The sequence below is a fragment of the Streptomyces sp. NPDC007896 genome, from assembly GCF_042959425.1.
Lineage (GTDB): Bacteria > Actinomycetota > Actinomycetes > Streptomycetales > Streptomycetaceae > Streptomyces.
In genome coordinates, this window is the sequence record NZ_JBIBKX010000001.1 from 509,804 (window position 1) to 524,232 (window position 14,429).

General features: G+C 70.6%; 16 protein-coding genes and 1 pseudogene. 8 read left to right on the top strand and 9 right to left on the bottom strand.

What is annotated here, in order from left to right; all coding sequences use genetic code 11:
- Positions 1-202: 202 nt before the first annotated feature.
- Complete coding sequence (locus tag ACFZDJ_RS02320; protein ID WP_390928041.1) at positions 203-1,594, top strand: aminotransferase class V-fold PLP-dependent enzyme; 1,392 nt, start codon at positions 203-205, stop codon at positions 1,592-1,594.
- A gap of 54 nt (positions 1,595-1,648) precedes the next feature.
- Here ACFZDJ_RS02320 and ACFZDJ_RS02325 read toward each other — a convergent pair whose 3' ends face one another.
- Positions 1,649-2,623, bottom strand: a complete 975-nt coding sequence (locus ACFZDJ_RS02325) for a carbohydrate kinase family protein (RefSeq protein WP_075026442.1) — start codon at positions 2,621-2,623, stop codon at positions 1,649-1,651.
- Between the two features lie 134 nt (positions 2,624-2,757).
- Here ACFZDJ_RS02325 and ACFZDJ_RS02330 point away from each other — a divergent pair, with 134 nt between their 5' ends.
- Together ACFZDJ_RS02330 and ACFZDJ_RS02335 are read left to right on the top strand one after the other, a co-directional pair.
- On the top strand, positions 2,758-2,973 hold the full coding sequence (locus ACFZDJ_RS02330; RefSeq protein WP_390928039.1) for a hypothetical protein: 216 nt from the start codon (positions 2,758-2,760) through the stop codon (positions 2,971-2,973).
- 129 nt (positions 2,974-3,102) lie between these two features.
- The gene (locus ACFZDJ_RS02335) at positions 3,103-4,638 is read left to right on the top strand and encodes a hypothetical protein (protein WP_391055484.1); all 1,536 of its coding nucleotides are present in this window, start codon (positions 3,103-3,105) and stop codon (positions 4,636-4,638) included.
- A 115-nt stretch (positions 4,639-4,753) separates the two neighbouring features.
- Here the strand turns inward: ACFZDJ_RS02335 and ACFZDJ_RS02340 are convergent, their stop codons facing one another.
- Positions 4,754-5,110 (bottom strand): iron-sulfur cluster assembly accessory protein, encoded by a 357-nt coding sequence (locus ACFZDJ_RS02340; protein WP_054231562.1) that lies wholly within the window; start codon positions 5,108-5,110, stop codon positions 4,754-4,756.
- Between the two features lie 317 nt (positions 5,111-5,427).
- On the opposite strand from ACFZDJ_RS02340, the gene nadA reads away from it, so the two are divergent.
- Entirely contained in the window at positions 5,428-6,612 is a 1,185-nt protein-coding gene (nadA, locus tag ACFZDJ_RS02345) for a quinolinate synthase NadA (RefSeq protein ID WP_391055487.1), read from the top strand.
- 34 nt (positions 6,613-6,646) lie between these two features.
- On the opposite strand, the gene ACFZDJ_RS02350 is transcribed toward nadA, so the two are convergent.
- The 4 genes from ACFZDJ_RS02350 to ACFZDJ_RS02365 all read right to left on the bottom strand — a co-directional run bounded on the left by ACFZDJ_RS02350 (position 6,647) and on the right by ACFZDJ_RS02365 (position 9,821).
- On the bottom strand, positions 6,647-7,330 hold the full coding sequence (locus tag ACFZDJ_RS02350; RefSeq protein ID WP_101405587.1) for a response regulator transcription factor: 684 nt from the start codon (positions 7,328-7,330) through the stop codon (positions 6,647-6,649).
- Positions 7,327-8,550: a histidine kinase gene (locus tag ACFZDJ_RS02355; protein ID WP_390928033.1), complete on the bottom strand. Its 1,224-nt coding sequence runs from the start codon at positions 8,548-8,550 to the stop codon at positions 7,327-7,329. Before ACFZDJ_RS02355 ends, ACFZDJ_RS02350 begins: the two co-directional genes overlap by 4 nt.
- 170 nt (positions 8,551-8,720) lie before the next feature.
- Complete coding sequence (locus ACFZDJ_RS02360) at positions 8,721-8,999, bottom strand: hypothetical protein (RefSeq protein WP_168490655.1); 279 nt, start codon at positions 8,997-8,999, stop codon at positions 8,721-8,723.
- Positions 9,000-9,029: 30 nt separating this feature from the next.
- On the bottom strand, positions 9,030-9,821 hold the full coding sequence (locus ACFZDJ_RS02365; RefSeq protein ID WP_101408192.1) for a PspA/IM30 family protein: 792 nt from the start codon (positions 9,819-9,821) through the stop codon (positions 9,030-9,032).
- A 246-nt stretch (positions 9,822-10,067) separates the two neighbouring features.
- Between ACFZDJ_RS02365 and ACFZDJ_RS02370 the strand changes: the two genes are divergently transcribed.
- The 3 genes from ACFZDJ_RS02370 (at position 10,068) to ACFZDJ_RS02380 (ending at position 12,670) form a co-directional block, all read left to right on the top strand.
- The gene (locus ACFZDJ_RS02370; RefSeq protein ID WP_168508244.1) at positions 10,068-10,694 is read left to right on the top strand and encodes a DUF3043 domain-containing protein; all 627 of its coding nucleotides are present in this window, start codon (positions 10,068-10,070) and stop codon (positions 10,692-10,694) included.
- An 83-nt stretch (positions 10,695-10,777) separates the two neighbouring features.
- On the top strand, positions 10,778-11,479 hold the full coding sequence (locus ACFZDJ_RS02375) for a methyltransferase domain-containing protein (RefSeq protein WP_390928030.1): 702 nt from the start codon (positions 10,778-10,780) through the stop codon (positions 11,477-11,479).
- 99 nt (positions 11,480-11,578) lie between these two features.
- A complete protein-coding gene (locus ACFZDJ_RS02380) occupies positions 11,579-12,670 on the top strand; it encodes a trypsin-like peptidase domain-containing protein (RefSeq protein ID WP_391055490.1) in 1,092 nt (363 codons plus the stop codon).
- A gap of 80 nt (positions 12,671-12,750) precedes the next feature.
- On the opposite strand, the gene ACFZDJ_RS02385 is transcribed toward ACFZDJ_RS02380, so the two are convergent.
- Positions 12,751-12,963 (bottom strand): hypothetical protein, encoded by a 213-nt coding sequence (locus tag ACFZDJ_RS02385; RefSeq protein WP_054231569.1) that lies wholly within the window; start codon positions 12,961-12,963, stop codon positions 12,751-12,753.
- A 145-nt stretch (positions 12,964-13,108) separates the two neighbouring features.
- Here ACFZDJ_RS02385 and ACFZDJ_RS02390 point away from each other — a divergent pair.
- Positions 13,109-13,271 (top strand): annotated as a pseudogene (locus ACFZDJ_RS02390) (IS982 family transposase); the annotation flags it as partial.
- 77 nt (positions 13,272-13,348) lie between these two features.
- Here the strand turns inward: ACFZDJ_RS02390 and ACFZDJ_RS02395 are convergent.
- Both ACFZDJ_RS02395 and ACFZDJ_RS02400 read right to left on the bottom strand, forming a co-directional pair.
- Positions 13,349-13,699: a nuclear transport factor 2 family protein gene (locus ACFZDJ_RS02395; protein ID WP_358541088.1), complete on the bottom strand. Its 351-nt coding sequence runs from the start codon at positions 13,697-13,699 to the stop codon at positions 13,349-13,351.
- Entirely contained in the window at positions 13,692-14,303 is a 612-nt protein-coding gene (locus ACFZDJ_RS02400; RefSeq protein ID WP_391055494.1) for a TetR family transcriptional regulator, read from the bottom strand. The genes ACFZDJ_RS02395 and ACFZDJ_RS02400 overlap by 8 nt, the downstream gene beginning before the upstream one ends.
- Positions 14,304-14,429: the final 126 nt, after the last annotated feature.

Sequence of the window (14,429 nt, forward strand, 5' to 3'; positions counted from 1 at the left end):
CGCGGGTCACTCTGAAGGGGTGGGATGCCCCGCCCTGGGTCGCTTTCTGACGGGGGGTTCGGGTGCCTCGTAGCCCGGTCGACCAGGTCCTTCGGCGGCTGCGGGCTCGTTGTGGCTTGTCGCGCCCCGCGGCGGAGCCGCAGATGTCACAGCCCCGCGCCCCTCTGAGGCGCTGCCCTGACCGGGGCTTTAGCGTTGGGGTGTGGCCTACTTCGATGCTGCTTCCGCTGCTCCTCTTCATCCCGTCGCCCGGCAGGCCCTGCAGGCCTCACTCGACGAGGGGTGGGCCGATCCCGCGCGGCTCTACCGGGAGGGGCGGCGGGCCCGGCTGTTGCTCGACGCGGCGCGCGAGGCGGCGGCCGAGGCGGTGGGGTGCCGCCCGGACGAGCTGACCTTCACCTCGTCCGGCACCCGGGCGGTGCACTCCGGGATCGAGGGTGCGTTGGCGGGCCGCCGGCGCGTCGGACGCCACCTGATCGTGTCAGCTGTCGAACACTCGTCGGTACTCCATTCGGCAGAGGTCCACGAGGCGGCGGGCGGCTCGGTGACGACGGTGCCCGTCGACCGCGCGGGCACCGTCTCCCCTTCCTCCTACGCCGCCGCCCTGCGCCCCGACACCGCGCTCGCGTGCCTCCAGTCCGCCAACCACGAGGTGGGGACGGAGCAGCCGGTGCGGGAGGTCGCGGAGGCGTGCCGGGCGGCGGGGGTGCCGCTGTTGGTGGACGCGGCGCAGTCACTGCCCTGGCGCCGGGTGGAGGGCGACTGGTCCCTCCTGACGGCAAGTGCCCACAAATGGGGCGGCCCTTCGGGGGTCGGACTGCTCGTCGTGCGCAAGGGGGTGCGGTTCGCTCCCCAAGGGCCCGTGGACGAGCGGGAGTCGGGGCGGGCGGCGGGCTTCGAGAACATCCCGGCCGTGGTGGCCGCGGCGGCGTCGCTGCGGGCGGTACGGGCGGAGGCGGCCGCGGAGGCCGCGCGCCTGCGGGAACTGACGGAACGGATCCGCGTACGGGTGCCCGAACTGGTCCCGGACGTGGAGGTGGTCGGGGACGCGGTTCACCGGCTCCCGGGGATCGTCACCTTCTCCTGCCTGTACGTCGACGGGGAGACACTCCTGCACGAACTGGACCGGGCGGGCTTCTCGGTCTCCTCCGGCTCCTCCTGTACGAGCAGCACGCTGACCCCGAGCCATGTCCTGAAGGCGATGGGCGTCCTGAGCGAGGGCAACGTCCGAATCTCGCTGCCGCCGGGTACGCCGTCCGAGGACATCGACCGGTTCCTGTCGGTGCTGCCGGGCGCGGTCGCGGACGTACGCGAGAAACTTGGCGCCCCGACGGCGTCGGCGGCGCCCTCCCCGTCCCCCTCCGACTCCGACGCGCTCGTGGTGGACTCCCTCGGCAAGCTCTGCCCCATCCCGGTCATCGAACTGGCCAAGGTCATCGGGGACGTGCCGGTGGGCGGCACGGTTCGCGTCCTCTCGGACGACGAGGCCGCCCGCCTGGACATCCCGGCGTGGTGCGAGATGCGGGGGCAGGAGTACGTCGGGGAGGAGCCGGCGGACCACGGCTTCGCCTATGTGGTCCGCCGGGTGTCCTAGGCGGTCGGCCGGAAGGCTGTCCTGATCAGGCCGGGCGGGCCCGGACCTCGGTGATCAGGCCAGGTGGGCCCGGACCTCGATGGCCGCGTCGTCGCCGTACGCCTTGGTGAAGCGGTCCATGAAGTGGGCGCGGCGGAGCTGGTACTCCTGGGTGCCGACCGTCTCGATGACCAGTGTCGCGAGCATGCAGCCGACCTGGGCGGCGCGCTCCAGGGAGACTCCCCAGGCGAGGCCGGAGAGGAAACCGGCGCGGAACGCGTCGCCGACGCCCGTCGGGTCCGCCTTGCGCTCCTCGTCCGGGCAGCCGACCTCGATCGGGTCCTCACCGGCCCGTTCGATGCGCACGCCCCGTGCGCCGAGGGTCGTCACACGGTGACCGACCTTCGACAGGATCTCCTCGTCGCTCCAGCCGGTCTTGGACTCGATGAGCCCCTTCTCGTACTCGTTGGAGAAGAGGTAGGTCGCCCCGTCCAGCAGTATCCGGATCTCGTCGCCGTTCATACGGGCGATCTGCTGCGAGAAGTCCGCGGCGAAGGCGATCGTGCGGGAGCGGCACTCCTCCGTGTGGCGGAGCATCGCCTCCGGGTCGTCGGCGCCGATCAGGACGAGGTCGAGGCCGCCGACCCGGTCCGCGACCGACTTGAGCTCGATCAGCCGGGCCTCGCTCATCGCGCCCGTGTAGAAGGAGCCGATCTGGTTGTGGTCGGAGTCCGTGGTGCACACGAAGCGCGCGGTGTGCAGCACCTCGGAGATCCGGACCGAGTCGGTGTCGACGCCGTGGCGGTCGAGCCACGCCCGGTACTCGTCGAAGTCGGAGCCCGCGGCCCCGACCAGGATCGGCCGGGTGCCCAGCTGTCCCATGCCGAAGGCGATGTTCGCGCCGACGCCACCCCGGCGTACGTCGAGGTTGTCGACCAGGAAGGACAGGGAGACCGTGTGCAGCTGGTCCGCGACGAACTGGTCGGCGAAACGGCCGGGGAAGGTCATGAGGTGGTCAGTGGCGATGGAGCCGGTGACTGCGATACGCACGGCGAGGACACGCTCCTGCGACGGAGGGGGATTGACAGTTCACGCTACCCGGTCGGCACGTGCCCTCTGAAGCGGTCAAAACTACCCGATAGTAGGTCTTTCTTCGTAACGCTCGGCGTGCATACGGTTCCGTCATGACGAACCTCAAGGTCCACGGCTCCGTTCCGCACGACCTCGAAGGCGACCTGGCGTCGCTGCGCGGCGACGGCGCCATGGCTCGGCACTGGGCGGCGCCGGAACCGATCATCTCCCGTCCTGACCTTCCCGTGTCCCCGTCGCGCATCCACGGGGTGACCGTGCCTCCCGCGTCCGCCCGCCTGCTGGACGCGATGTCCGACTACGGCGACTGACAGGACCCGAAAGGATCTCGAAGAGGGCGGCCCCGAACGGCGCCCGCAGGGAACCGTGCGCTCCCCCGCTGCGTCCCATCGCTGTCCCCCGTAAAGGGGATGCGGTGTACGACCAGAAGGAGCGATGCGGTGAGCACCGAGCGACCCGAGACCGAAGCGCCCGAGCCCCCCGCGGACGGCGGCGAGCAGGCGAAGCCGCGCCGCCGCCATTCCCCGGCGGCCGTCGCGTCGGTAGCGGCGGCGGTGCTGCTCGTCGGCGGTGGCGGCGCCTATGTCGCCGCGACCGCGTCCGGCGGCGGGAGCGACCGCGGCCACTCCGCGACCCCCGGCGCCGACGGCACTCCCCCGCCGCTGGCCCTCGACGGCTACACCGAGGGCGGTACGGGTGGCACGGGCGGTACGGGCGATATCGCGCCCGGTGAGCCCAACCCCTACGGCACGACCTACCACGCGGACGCCGCCCTGCCCGCCGGCCCGCATTCCGCGCCCGTCTACGCGGCGAAGGGCGAGGTCACGGCGGCCGAGGTGACCCGCCTCGCGAAGGCCCTCGACATCGCGGGCACCCCGAAGCTCACCGGCGAGACCTGGAAGGTCGGCCAGGACAAGGACGGCTCGGGACCCAGCCTCCAGGTGAACCGGCGGGCCCCCGGGACCTGGACGTTCAGCCGGTATGCGCCCGGCACCGACAACTGCAAGGGCGTGGTGTGCAGGAGCGACCCCGGCTCTCCGAGCAGCCACGCGGTGACCGAGGCCGCCGCGAAGAAGGCCGCCGTGCCCGTGCTGAAGGCGCTGGGCCAGGACGACGCCAAGCTGGACGCGAGCGAGCTCATGGGCGCCGTACGGGTGGTGAACGCGGACCCGAAGGTCGGGGGCCTGCCCACGTACGGCTGGACGACCGGCGTCCAGGTCGGCCCGGACGGCCAGGTGGTGGGCGGCAACGGCCTGTTGAAGACGCCGGTCAAGGGCGACACGTATCCCGTGATCAGCGCGCGCAAGACCCTGGACCTGATGAACGCTCCGGCCTCCCTCGCGACGCCGGGCGGCGGGCGCATGGGACCCGGCGGCTGCGCCAGTGCCGTACCGCTGAAGGACCGTGACGAGACGCCGTGCGGCGCGTCGACGGCGGTGCCGAAGCGGGAGTCGGTGGCCGTCGAGAAGGCCGTCTTCGGGCTGGCCTCGCACTTCGTGTCCGGGCACCAGACGCTGGTGCCTTCCTGGCTGTTCGAGGTACGGCCGACAGGCACGGACTCCGCCTTCACGGTGACGCATCCGGCGGTCGACCCGAAGTACCTGACCTCGCCGGAGCCGAGCCGGGCGCCGACACCGACCGCCACCCCCAGCCCGCGACCGACCGCGGCGCCCACGTCCCGCGACGTCAAGGTGCAGGGCTACACGGCCGACGGCAAGGATCTGACCGTGAGCTTCACGGGCGGGGTGTGCGCGGACTACTCCGCCTCGGCGAGCGAGAGCACGGACAAGGTGACCGTCAAGGTGACCGAGACCCCGTGGCAGGGCAAGATCTGCATCCTCATCGCCAAGGTGTACGAGAAGACGGTGCACCTCGACCGGCCGCTCGGCGACCGGAAGGTCGTCGGGTCGGACGGCACGCCGATCCCGGAGGGCAAGGTGGCCGGCGCCTCGGTGAAGACGCCTCGGGCGCGATAGGCGCGGGAGCGGTCCGTACCGTTCTGCACCTGGCCCCGGATACGCGAAGGCGGCGTCCCTGTCGGAGGGGGACGCCGCCTTCGTACGCGTTACGCGTTCGGCAGTCGGCCGGGGCTCAGCTGAAGGAGTCGCCGCAGGCGCAGGAGCCCGTCGCGTTCGGGTTGTCGATCGTGAAGCCCTGCTTCTCGATGGTGTCCACGAAGTCGATGGAGGCGCCGCCCAGGTACGGAGCGCTCATGCGGTCGGTGACGACCTTGACGCCACCGAAGTCCTTGACGACATCGCCGTCGAGGGAGCGCTCGTCGAAGAAGAGCTGGTAGCGCAGACCGGAGCAGCCGCCGGGCTGAACGGCGACGCGCAGCGCCAGATCGTCGCGGCCTTCCTGGTCGAGCAGGGCCTTGACCTTGCCCGCGGCGGCGTCGGACAGCATGATGCCGTCGCTCACGGTGGTCTTCTCGTCCGATACGGACATCTGCTTCTCTCCCGGGTTGTACGGAGACTGCTTGCCGACGATTGCAACCGTCGGGGCCGCGGATTCATTCCGGGCCGAGAGTCTGCCTTTCCGTGGTCTTTCCGTTCTCGTCTCCCATGCTCGCACACGCTCCGCAGCGCGGACAGCGACCTGTGGACAACCTCCGGGATTCACGTCACATCGACACTATGGGCATCGTCAACATGACGTGAAGCGGTTATGATAGATAGCGTCATTTCGACGAAAAGGCTAGTCCGAATGTCCCGCTGGATCATCCCCGTGATCCAAGCGAGCGCAGAACAGAAAGGGTGCGTGTCGTGACCACCGCCCAGACCCAGGAGCTCGACGTACAGCCGACGCCCCTCGCCCTGCTGCTGCTCGGCCGTGAGGCCGACCCGAGGAGCGAGCGCGGCGTGGAGTGTCCCGGAGACCTGCCCTCGCCGTCCGACCCGGACCTCGTGGAGCGCGCCCGTGCGGCCAAGGAGAAACTCGGGGACAAGGTCTTCGTGCTCGGCCACCACTACCAGCGCGACGAGGTCATCCAGTTCGCCGACGTCACGGGTGACTCCTTCAAGCTGGCCCGCGACGCCGCCGCGCGCCCGGAGGCCGAGTACATCGTCTTCTGCGGTGTGCACTTCATGGCGGAGTCCGCGGACATCCTGACGTCCGACGACCAGAAGGTGGTCCTCCCCGATCTCGCCGCGGGCTGCTCCATGGCCGACATGGCGACGGCCGAGCAGGTCGCCGAGTGCTGGGACGTGCTGACCGAGGCCGGGGTGGCCGAGCAGGTCGTGCCCGTCTCGTACATGAACTCGTCCGCCGACATCAAGGCGTTCACCGGCAAGCACGGCGGCACGATCTGCACCTCCTCCAACGCCCAGCGGGCCCTGGAGTGGGCGTTCGAGCAGGGCGAGAAGGTCCTCTTCCTCCCCGACCAGCACCTCGGCCGCAACACCGCCGTCCGCGACATGGGGATGAGCCTGGAGGACTGCGTCCTCTACAACCCCCACAAGCCGAACGGCGGCCTCACCGCGCAGCAGCTGCGCGACGCCAAGATGATCCTGTGGCGCGGCCACTGCTCGGTCCACGGCCGCTTCTCGCTGGACTCGGTGAACGACGTCCGCGAGCGCATCCCCGGCGTGAACGTCCTCGTCCACCCCGAGTGCAAGCACGAGGTCGTGTCGGCGGCGGACTACGTCGGCTCCACGGAGTACATCATCAAGGCGCTGGAGGCCGCTCCGGCCGGCTCCAAGTGGGCGATCGGCACGGAGCTGAACCTGGTCCGCCGCCTGGCGAACCGTTTCGCGGCCGAGGACAAGGAGATCGTCTTCCTCGACAAGACGGTCTGCTTCTGCTCCACCATGAACCGCATCGACCTCCCCCACCTGGTGTGGACCCTGGAGTCCCTCGCCGAGGGCAACCTGGTCAACCGCATCGCGGTGGACCAGGAGACGGAGGCGTTCGCGAAGCTGGCGCTGGAGCGGATGCTGGCGCTGCCGTAACTCGGAGATCACTGCGCCCTCGGGCGTACCGGGATCACTCCACCCTCGGGCGTACCAGGCCCGACTCGTAGGCGATGACGACGAGTTGGGCCCGGTCGCGGGCGCCGAGTTTGGCCATGGCCCGGTTGACGTGCGTCTTCACGGTGAGCGGGCTGACCTCCAGCCGCTCGGCGATCTCGTCGTTGGAGTGGCCTCCCGCGACCTGGACGAGCACCTCGCGCTCGCGCCCGGTGAGCGCCTGGAGCCGCTCGGCCCGGGCGGAGTCCCGGCCCTCGTCCGAACCGTCCCCCTGGGCGAGGAACTTGGCGATCAGCCCCTTGGTGGCCGCCGGGGACAGCAGTGCCTCGCCGCCCGCCGCGATCCGGATGGCGTTCAGCAACTCCTCCGGCTCCGCGCCCTTGCCGAGGAAGCCGGAGGCGCCGGCCCGCAGCGACTGCACCACGTACTCGTCGACCTCGAAGGTCGTCAGCATGACCACCCGTACGTGCGCGAGTCCCGGGTCGGCGCTGATCAGCCGGGTGGCGGCGAGGCCGTCGGTGCCCGGCATCCGGATGTCCATCAACACCACGTCGGCGCGGGCCTCCCGGGTGAGCCGCAGCGCCTCCGCGCCGTCGGACGCCTCGCCGACGACCTCCATGTCGGGCTCGGAGTCGACGAGGACACGGAACGCGCTGCGCAGCAGCGCCTGGTCGTCGGCGAGCAGGACACGGATGGTCATGCGGAGTCCCCCAGGGCGGGCGCGGTGCGGTTCTTGACCGGAAGGATCGCATGGACCCGGAAGCCGCCCCCGTAGCGGGGACCGGTCGTGCAGGTGCCGCCGAGCGCGGTGACCCGCTCGCGCATCCCGAGCAGCCCGTGCCCGCCGCCCTCCTCCGGGCCGTCGTCCTGCCCGGGTCCGTTGTCGAGGACGGTCACTTCCACGTTCGGGCCCACACGTACGACGCTGATCTCGGCCTTCGCCTCCGGGCCCGCGTGTTTCTGCACATTGGTGAGGGCTTCCTGGATGACGCGGTACGCGGCGAGGTCGACGGCGGCGGGGAGGGTGGTGCCGTGGTCGGCGCGGGCGACTTCGACGGGGAGTCCGGCGTTGCGGAAGGTGTCGGCGAGTTCGTCGAGGCGGGCGAGGCCCGGGGCGGGCTCGGTGGGGGCCTCGGGGTCGCCGGACTGGCGCAGCAGGCCGACGGTGGCGCGCAGTTCGTTGAGGGCCGAGCGGCTGGCCTCGCGGACGTGCGCGAGGGCTTCCTTGGCCTGGTCGGGGCGCTTGTCCATCACATGGGCCGCGACTCCGGCCTGCACGTTGACCAGGGCGATGTGGTGGGCGACGACGTCGTGCAGGTCGCGGGCGATGCGCAGCCGCTCCTCGGCGACCCGGCGGCGGGCCTCTTCCTCGCGGGTGCGCTCGGCGCGGTCGGCGCGTTCGCGGATGGCGTGCACGAAGGCGCGGCGGCTGCGTACGGCGTCGCCCGCGGCGGCGGCCATGCCCGTCCAGGCGAAGATCGCGAGGTTCTCCTGCGCGTACCAGGGCAGGGGGCCGACCAGCATCGCGCAGGCCGTCAGCACCGTCATCGTGAGCAGGCCGACGCGCCAGGTGGTGGGGCGGTCCGTGGCCGACGCGACGGTGTAGAGGGCGACGACGGCGGACATCACCACCGGGGCTCTGGGGTCGCTGGCCACCAGTTCCAGGGCGGAGAAGGCGCCGGTCGTGGCGAGGATCGTTCTGGGGGCGCGGCGGCGGAACACGAGGGCGGCGGCGCTGAGCACCATGAGGGTGAGGCTGAGGGCGTTCGGGGTGTGCGTGCCCCAGGTCGCTCCGTTCTCCCCGTGGGGGTCGACGAAGGAGCCGGCCATCATCGTCACGAGTACGCCGGTCGCCAGGGTGGCGTCCAGGGCCATGGGATGCGCGCGGAGTCTGTACTTCGCGCGCTCTAGGGTGCTCACTCGTTTTACGGTACGGGGCCCTTGCAGGGGGCGGAACGGGGCTCTGGACATCGCCGACGACGCAGCGCCCTTCAGGGGCGCGGGGAACTGCGCGACAAGCCCCCACCGGCCCGCGGCCAAGGCACTTCCGGAGCTGAGGAGGTCCCCCCGCTCACCCCCGGAGGGAACCGTCAGCCTGGGATCAGGCCCTCGTCGGTCAGCATGGCGCGGACCTCGTCGAGGGTCGCGTCCGGGGACGGGAGGATGAGGTCCGAGGGTTCCAGGGCCTCGTCGGGCAGCGGAGCGCCCAGACGGCGGACCGAGTCGAGAAGAGTGGTCAGGGTGCGGCGGAAGCCGGCCTCGTCACCGCTCTCCATCTCGGCGAGCAGCTCGTCGTCCAGCTTGTTCAGTTCGGTGAGGTGGCTGTCGTCCAACCTCACCTGCCCCTCCCCCATGATCCGTACGATCATGTCGCCCTCCTCAGGCGCCCTAGGTGTGGGTCACTGCTTGTCGAAGCGCGGGGTGTCCCGCGGCTGGGACTGCGACTGCGACTGTCCCGTGCCGCCCTCGATCGCCTGTTGCGGCGAACCACCGGCGAGCTCGGCCTTCATGCGCTGCAGTTCCAGCTCTACATCCGTACCACCGGAGAGCCGGTCCAGCTCGCTCTGGATGTCGTCCTTGGCCAGACCGGACTGGTCGTCGAGCGCACCGGAGGCGAGCAGCTCGTCGATCGCGCCGGCGCGGGCCTGCAGCTGCGCGGTCTTGTCCTCGGCACGCTGGATCGCCATGCCGACGTCGCCCATCTCCTCGGAGATGCCGGAGAAGGCCTCTCCGATACGGGTCTGCGCCTGGGCCGCCGTGTAGGTCGCCTTGATGGTCTCCTTCTTGGTACGGAAGGCGTCCACCTTGGCCTGGAGTCGCTGCGCCGCGAGGGTGAGCTTCTCCTCCTCGCCCTGGAGGGTCTGGTGCTGCGTCTCCAGGTCCGTCACCTGCTGCTGGAGCGCCGCCCGGCGGGAGAGCGCCTCGCGGGCCAGGTCCTCGCGGCCGAGCGCGAGCGCCTTGCGGCCCTGGTCCTCCAGCTTGGTGGACTGGTTCTGGAGCTGGTTCAGCTGAAGTTCGAGGCGCTTGCGGCTGGTCGCCACATCCGCGACGCCGCGGCGCACCTTCTGCAGCAGCTCCAGCTGCTTCTGGTACGAGTAATCGAGGGTTTCGCGCGGGTCCTCGGCCCGGTCAAGGGCCTTGTTCGCCTTCGCGCGGAAGATCATCCCCATACGCTTCATGACACCGCTCATGGGCTTCGCGCGCCCCCTTCTGACGGACTTCAGCTCCAGGTACTGCAACAGAACCCACAGTACGGGCCCTGCATCCATTACCGCACTGTTCGGGGACGGATGCGCTCATCCCCAAGGACGACTGCGTACGGCACCGCTCCGGCGTAGGGAGTAGGTGGGACTCGGGGTCCACCCGTACACAACGTCCCCTCTGTCCCACTACAGACGTGCGGTGTTGCCGGATCGTTCCCCACTCGAACGACGTCCATGCCGCCGCACCCCGTACCCTTGGGTTTTGTGTTCCGAAGCCGTGCCAAGGAAGAGAAGGCCCCCGCCGACAAGGCGCAGGTGACCGACTCCAAGCAGACCCGTGACCCGCAGGCCCCCAAGGGCCGCCCCACGCCCAAGCGCAGTGAGGCCCAGACCCAGCGTCGCAGCGTCGCCCAGACGCCGACGACGCGCAAGGAGGCGGCCAAGCGGCAGCGCGACGAACGTCGTGTCCAGATGGAGAAGCAGCGCCAGGCCCTGGCCAACGGCGACGAGCGCTATCTGCCCGCCCGTGACAAGGGGCCGGTGCGGAAGTTCGCACGCGACTTCGTGGACTCGCGCTTCTGTGTCGCGGAGTTCTTCCTGCCGATGGCCGTGGTCATCCTCGTGCTGAGCATGGTGCGGGTGGGCCCGCTGCAGAACGTCGCGCTGCTGCTGTGGCTCGTGGTGATCGTGATGATCGTGGTCGACTCGATCGGCATCGCGATCCGTCTGAAGAAGCAGCTGCCCGCCCGCTTCCCCGACGTGCCCACCAAAGGTGCGGTCAGGTACGCGCTGATGCGCACCCTCCAGATGCGTCGCCTCCGGCTGCCCAAGCCGCAGGTCAAGCGCGGAGAGCGGCCCTGAGCGCGACATCGTTCTCCGGAGGCGCGGCGGATGCCTGGCTGAGCAAGCTGGGCGGACTGCGTGATGTCGTACGACAGGAGCTGGTGGCCCGGCAGCTCGACGAGCAGATAGCAGGGCGGTTCCCGGTCGGGCAGCGGTTGCGGGTGCTCGACGTCGGAATGGGCCAGGGCACGCAGGCGCTGCGGCTGGCCCGCGCCGGGCATCAGGTGACCGGCCTCGAGCAGGACGCGAAGATGCTCGCCGTGGCCCGGGAGGCGCTGGCCGCCGAACCCGAGGGCATCCGGAGCCGGGTGCGGCTCATCGAGGGCGACGGACGCGAGACGGGCGTGCACTTCCTGCCCGGCAGCTTCGACGTGGTGCTGTGCCACGGCGTACTCATGTACGTCGAGGAGCCGGACCCGCTCCTCGCGGGGCTGGCGCGGATGCTGGCCCCGGGCGGACTGCTCTCGCTGCTGGTGCGCAACGCCGACGCGCTGGCCATGCGGCCGGGCCTGTCCGGGGACTGGACGGCGACCCTGGCCGCGTTCGACACGGACGCCTACGTCAATCGGCTCGGCCTCGCCGTCCGCGCGGACCGGCTCGCCACGCTGACGTCGACGCTCGCGGGGATCGGGGCGGCGTTGCACGCCTGGTACGGCGTGCGGGTCTTCACGGACACGGCGCCCGACGGGGCCCCCGTCCCCGAGGACGTGGAGACTCTCCTGGCCGCGGAGGAGCGGGCCGGGCGGACGGACCCCTATCGCCAGGTGGCGGCCCTGCTGCATCTCTGCGGCGTACGCGGCTGATCGATCCCTGCGGCGTACGCGGCTGACCGCTGCCCGGTCGCCCCCTGTTCGGCCCTGCACCACAAGCCGGAACAGAGCCGCGAAAGGGACACTCGGGACATGGCTGCCACCCGTGCCCGCATATCGCGTCTGCTGCTCCCCATGACCGCCCTCGTCTGCGCCACCACCCTGCTCTCCGGCTGTTCCGACGCCGGGTCGCCTGCCCAGAAGGGCGGCACGAGGAACGGGACGAAGGACGGGACGACCCAGGCCGTCGTCCCGCTCGCGGCCGACGATCTGCAGAACGCGTATCTGAAGGTGATCAAGAACGTCCTGCCCTCGGTGGTGCAGATCCAGGCGGGCCACGGCCTGGGCTCAGGCGTGGTCTACGACGACCAGGGACACATCGTCACCAACGCGCACGTGGTCGGGACCGAGAAGACGTTCAGGGTGACGACGGCCAACAGCCAGAACGCGTTGACGGCCAAGCTCGTGTACACCTACCCGGGCCAGGACCTCGCCGTCATCGAACTGGACAAGGTGCCGAGCGGGCTGAGGGCGGCCACCATCGGGAACTCGGAGAAGGTCGAGGTCGGCCAGATCGTGCTCGCGATGGGCTCGCCGCTCGGTCTGTCGTCCAGCGTGACCCAGGGCATCGTGTCGGCGACCGGGCGCACCGTCAGCGAGAGCAGCACCGGCGGCGGGACGGGGGCCACCATCGCCAACATGGTGCAGACGTCGGCCGCGATCAACCCGGGCAACAGCGGCGGCGCGCTCGTCAACCTGAACGGGCAGGTCATCGGCATTCCCACGCTGGCCGCGACGGACCCGAGCCTGGGGAACAGCACGGCGCCCGGTATCGGATTCGCGATCCCCGCCTCGATGGTGCGGACGATCGCCGACCAGATCATCAGAACCGGCAAGGTCACCGACTCGGGGCGGGCCGCGCTCGGCATCACCGGCCGTACGGTGCTCGACGAGACCTACGCTCCCGCGGGTGTCGCCGTGGTCGAGGTGAAGCCCGGTGGCGCGGCCGACACGGCGGGCATCCGGCCCGGCGACATCATCACCCGGATCGGCACGAACGACATCACCACCCTCACCTCGCTCGCCGAGGCGCTCGCGGCCGACAAGCCGGGCCGACGGACCCGGGTGACGTTCGTCCGGGGCGGGACCGAGCGGACGGTCGACGTGCGGCTGGGCGAGCAGTAGGTACGGGATGAAGGCGGCGGCGAGGGGTTGACGCACGGCGAACGGGGTTGCCGGGAGCGGTCCCGGCAACCCCGGCCGGCCTACTCCGGTTCGGCGTGCAGGCTCATCGGCCCATAGATCTTCGTGCTGTCCTCGAAGAGGAACACCTGGTCCGCGCCGCCCTCCAGGAGGTCCTTCCAGACCTCGCCGATCCAGGACTCCGCATCCCCCTGTGTGGTGAACTCCTCGGGCTGCACCGCGGGTTGGACCTCTGTCCCGTCGGACTTCTCGAACCGCCACGTCCATGCCGCCATGTACGCCTCCCAGGTATGAGCACACTGCACAGCGGAAGCCGCACAAGATCCGGCTCCCGTCCGAAGCCTAGGGCCTGTCCGGCCGATCAAGTCACAGAAAAGCGGCGGGGCCTTGGCAGTGCCGGTGAGCGGGGTCTGGTGCCTTCGGGCCGGATCGCACCTGTTCAAGCCGCTCCGGCAGCTGATCGAGTCGGCGAATTCGGACACTCAAGGGTCAGCTCGACCTCGAACGCCACGGCGGACGCACCCCGACCGGCGTGACCGTCCGGATCCTGCAGCGCATCCTCGCGCTGACCGCAGCGATCTGACACAACGACAAGACCGGCCGGCCAGCCCTGCGATCACTCACCGCCTACGAACACTGACCTCGAAATCAATCGTCCAGCTACGCCGGGAGGAAAAAGCCGGTGATGTCGGCGAGGCGCCCGTCCTCGTGGTGGCGGGCGGCGCTGACGCCGGTCGACGCAGTCTCGTCCTGCCCGCCGAGCTGGGTCCAGCGGGCGAGGGAGCGGTCGTGGTGCTCCAGCACTTCGTCGATGCGGAACCGGTGGCCGGGGAAGGCTTGGGCGAAGCCGGCCATGTAGGCAGCGAGTTCGGTCAGGCTGCCGACCTCGGTCCCGGGGTCGCGGTAGGCGACCTCGTCCACCGCGACCGCGCCGAGGGCGGCGAGCCGGTCGGCGGGTTCGGCCGACCAGCAGGCGGCGTAGTCGTTCCAAAGCCGCTGGGTGTCACTCATGGTCGTCCTGCTTTCGTGGGGTCCTCAGGGAGCCGATCGACGCCATCGCGCCGTCGGTGACGCTGTGCAGTGTGGTGCGGGGCAGGCCGGCCCGGACGAGCACCAGCAGGCCCTGGTAGAGCGCGAGCAGGTGGGCGGCCGTGGTCCCGACGTCCAGGTCCGGGGGCGTGTCGCCGCGTTGCCGGGCGCGGGTCAGCGCGTCGGCGAAGCCGCCTTCGATCGCTGCCAGGCCGTGGTGCACGCCGGCGGCGGTCTGGGGAAGGGTGAAGGACTCGACGGCGGTGTTGGTGAGCAGGCAGCCCGGGTCGGGCTCGGCGCCGGTCTCGATCACCGAGGTGAAGAACGAACGGATGCCGGCCAGGGGGTCCGCCGGCTCCAGCAGGTGGACCCGGACCCGGCCCTGCACCACACGCTCGTTGTAGGCGTCCAGGGCGGCGTGGAACAGGCCGTCCTTGCTCTGGAAGGTCCGGTACAGGCTCCCCGGGTGCAGTCCGGTGGCCTCCTCGATGTCCCGCAGCGAGGCGCCGAGGTACCCCCGGTGGCGGAAGAGCCGCATGGCCGAGGCCAGCACCTCGTCCCGGTCCCAGAGCTGTCTGCGCCCCATCCCGACCTCCATAGTTGAACGGTTGCTCACAAAAATAGCACGGGAGATGATTGATTCCGAGGTCGGTCGTCACGAACTGGGCCTGGACACCCTCGTCCAGGCGCTGAGCCGGGTGCGGAACAGAAG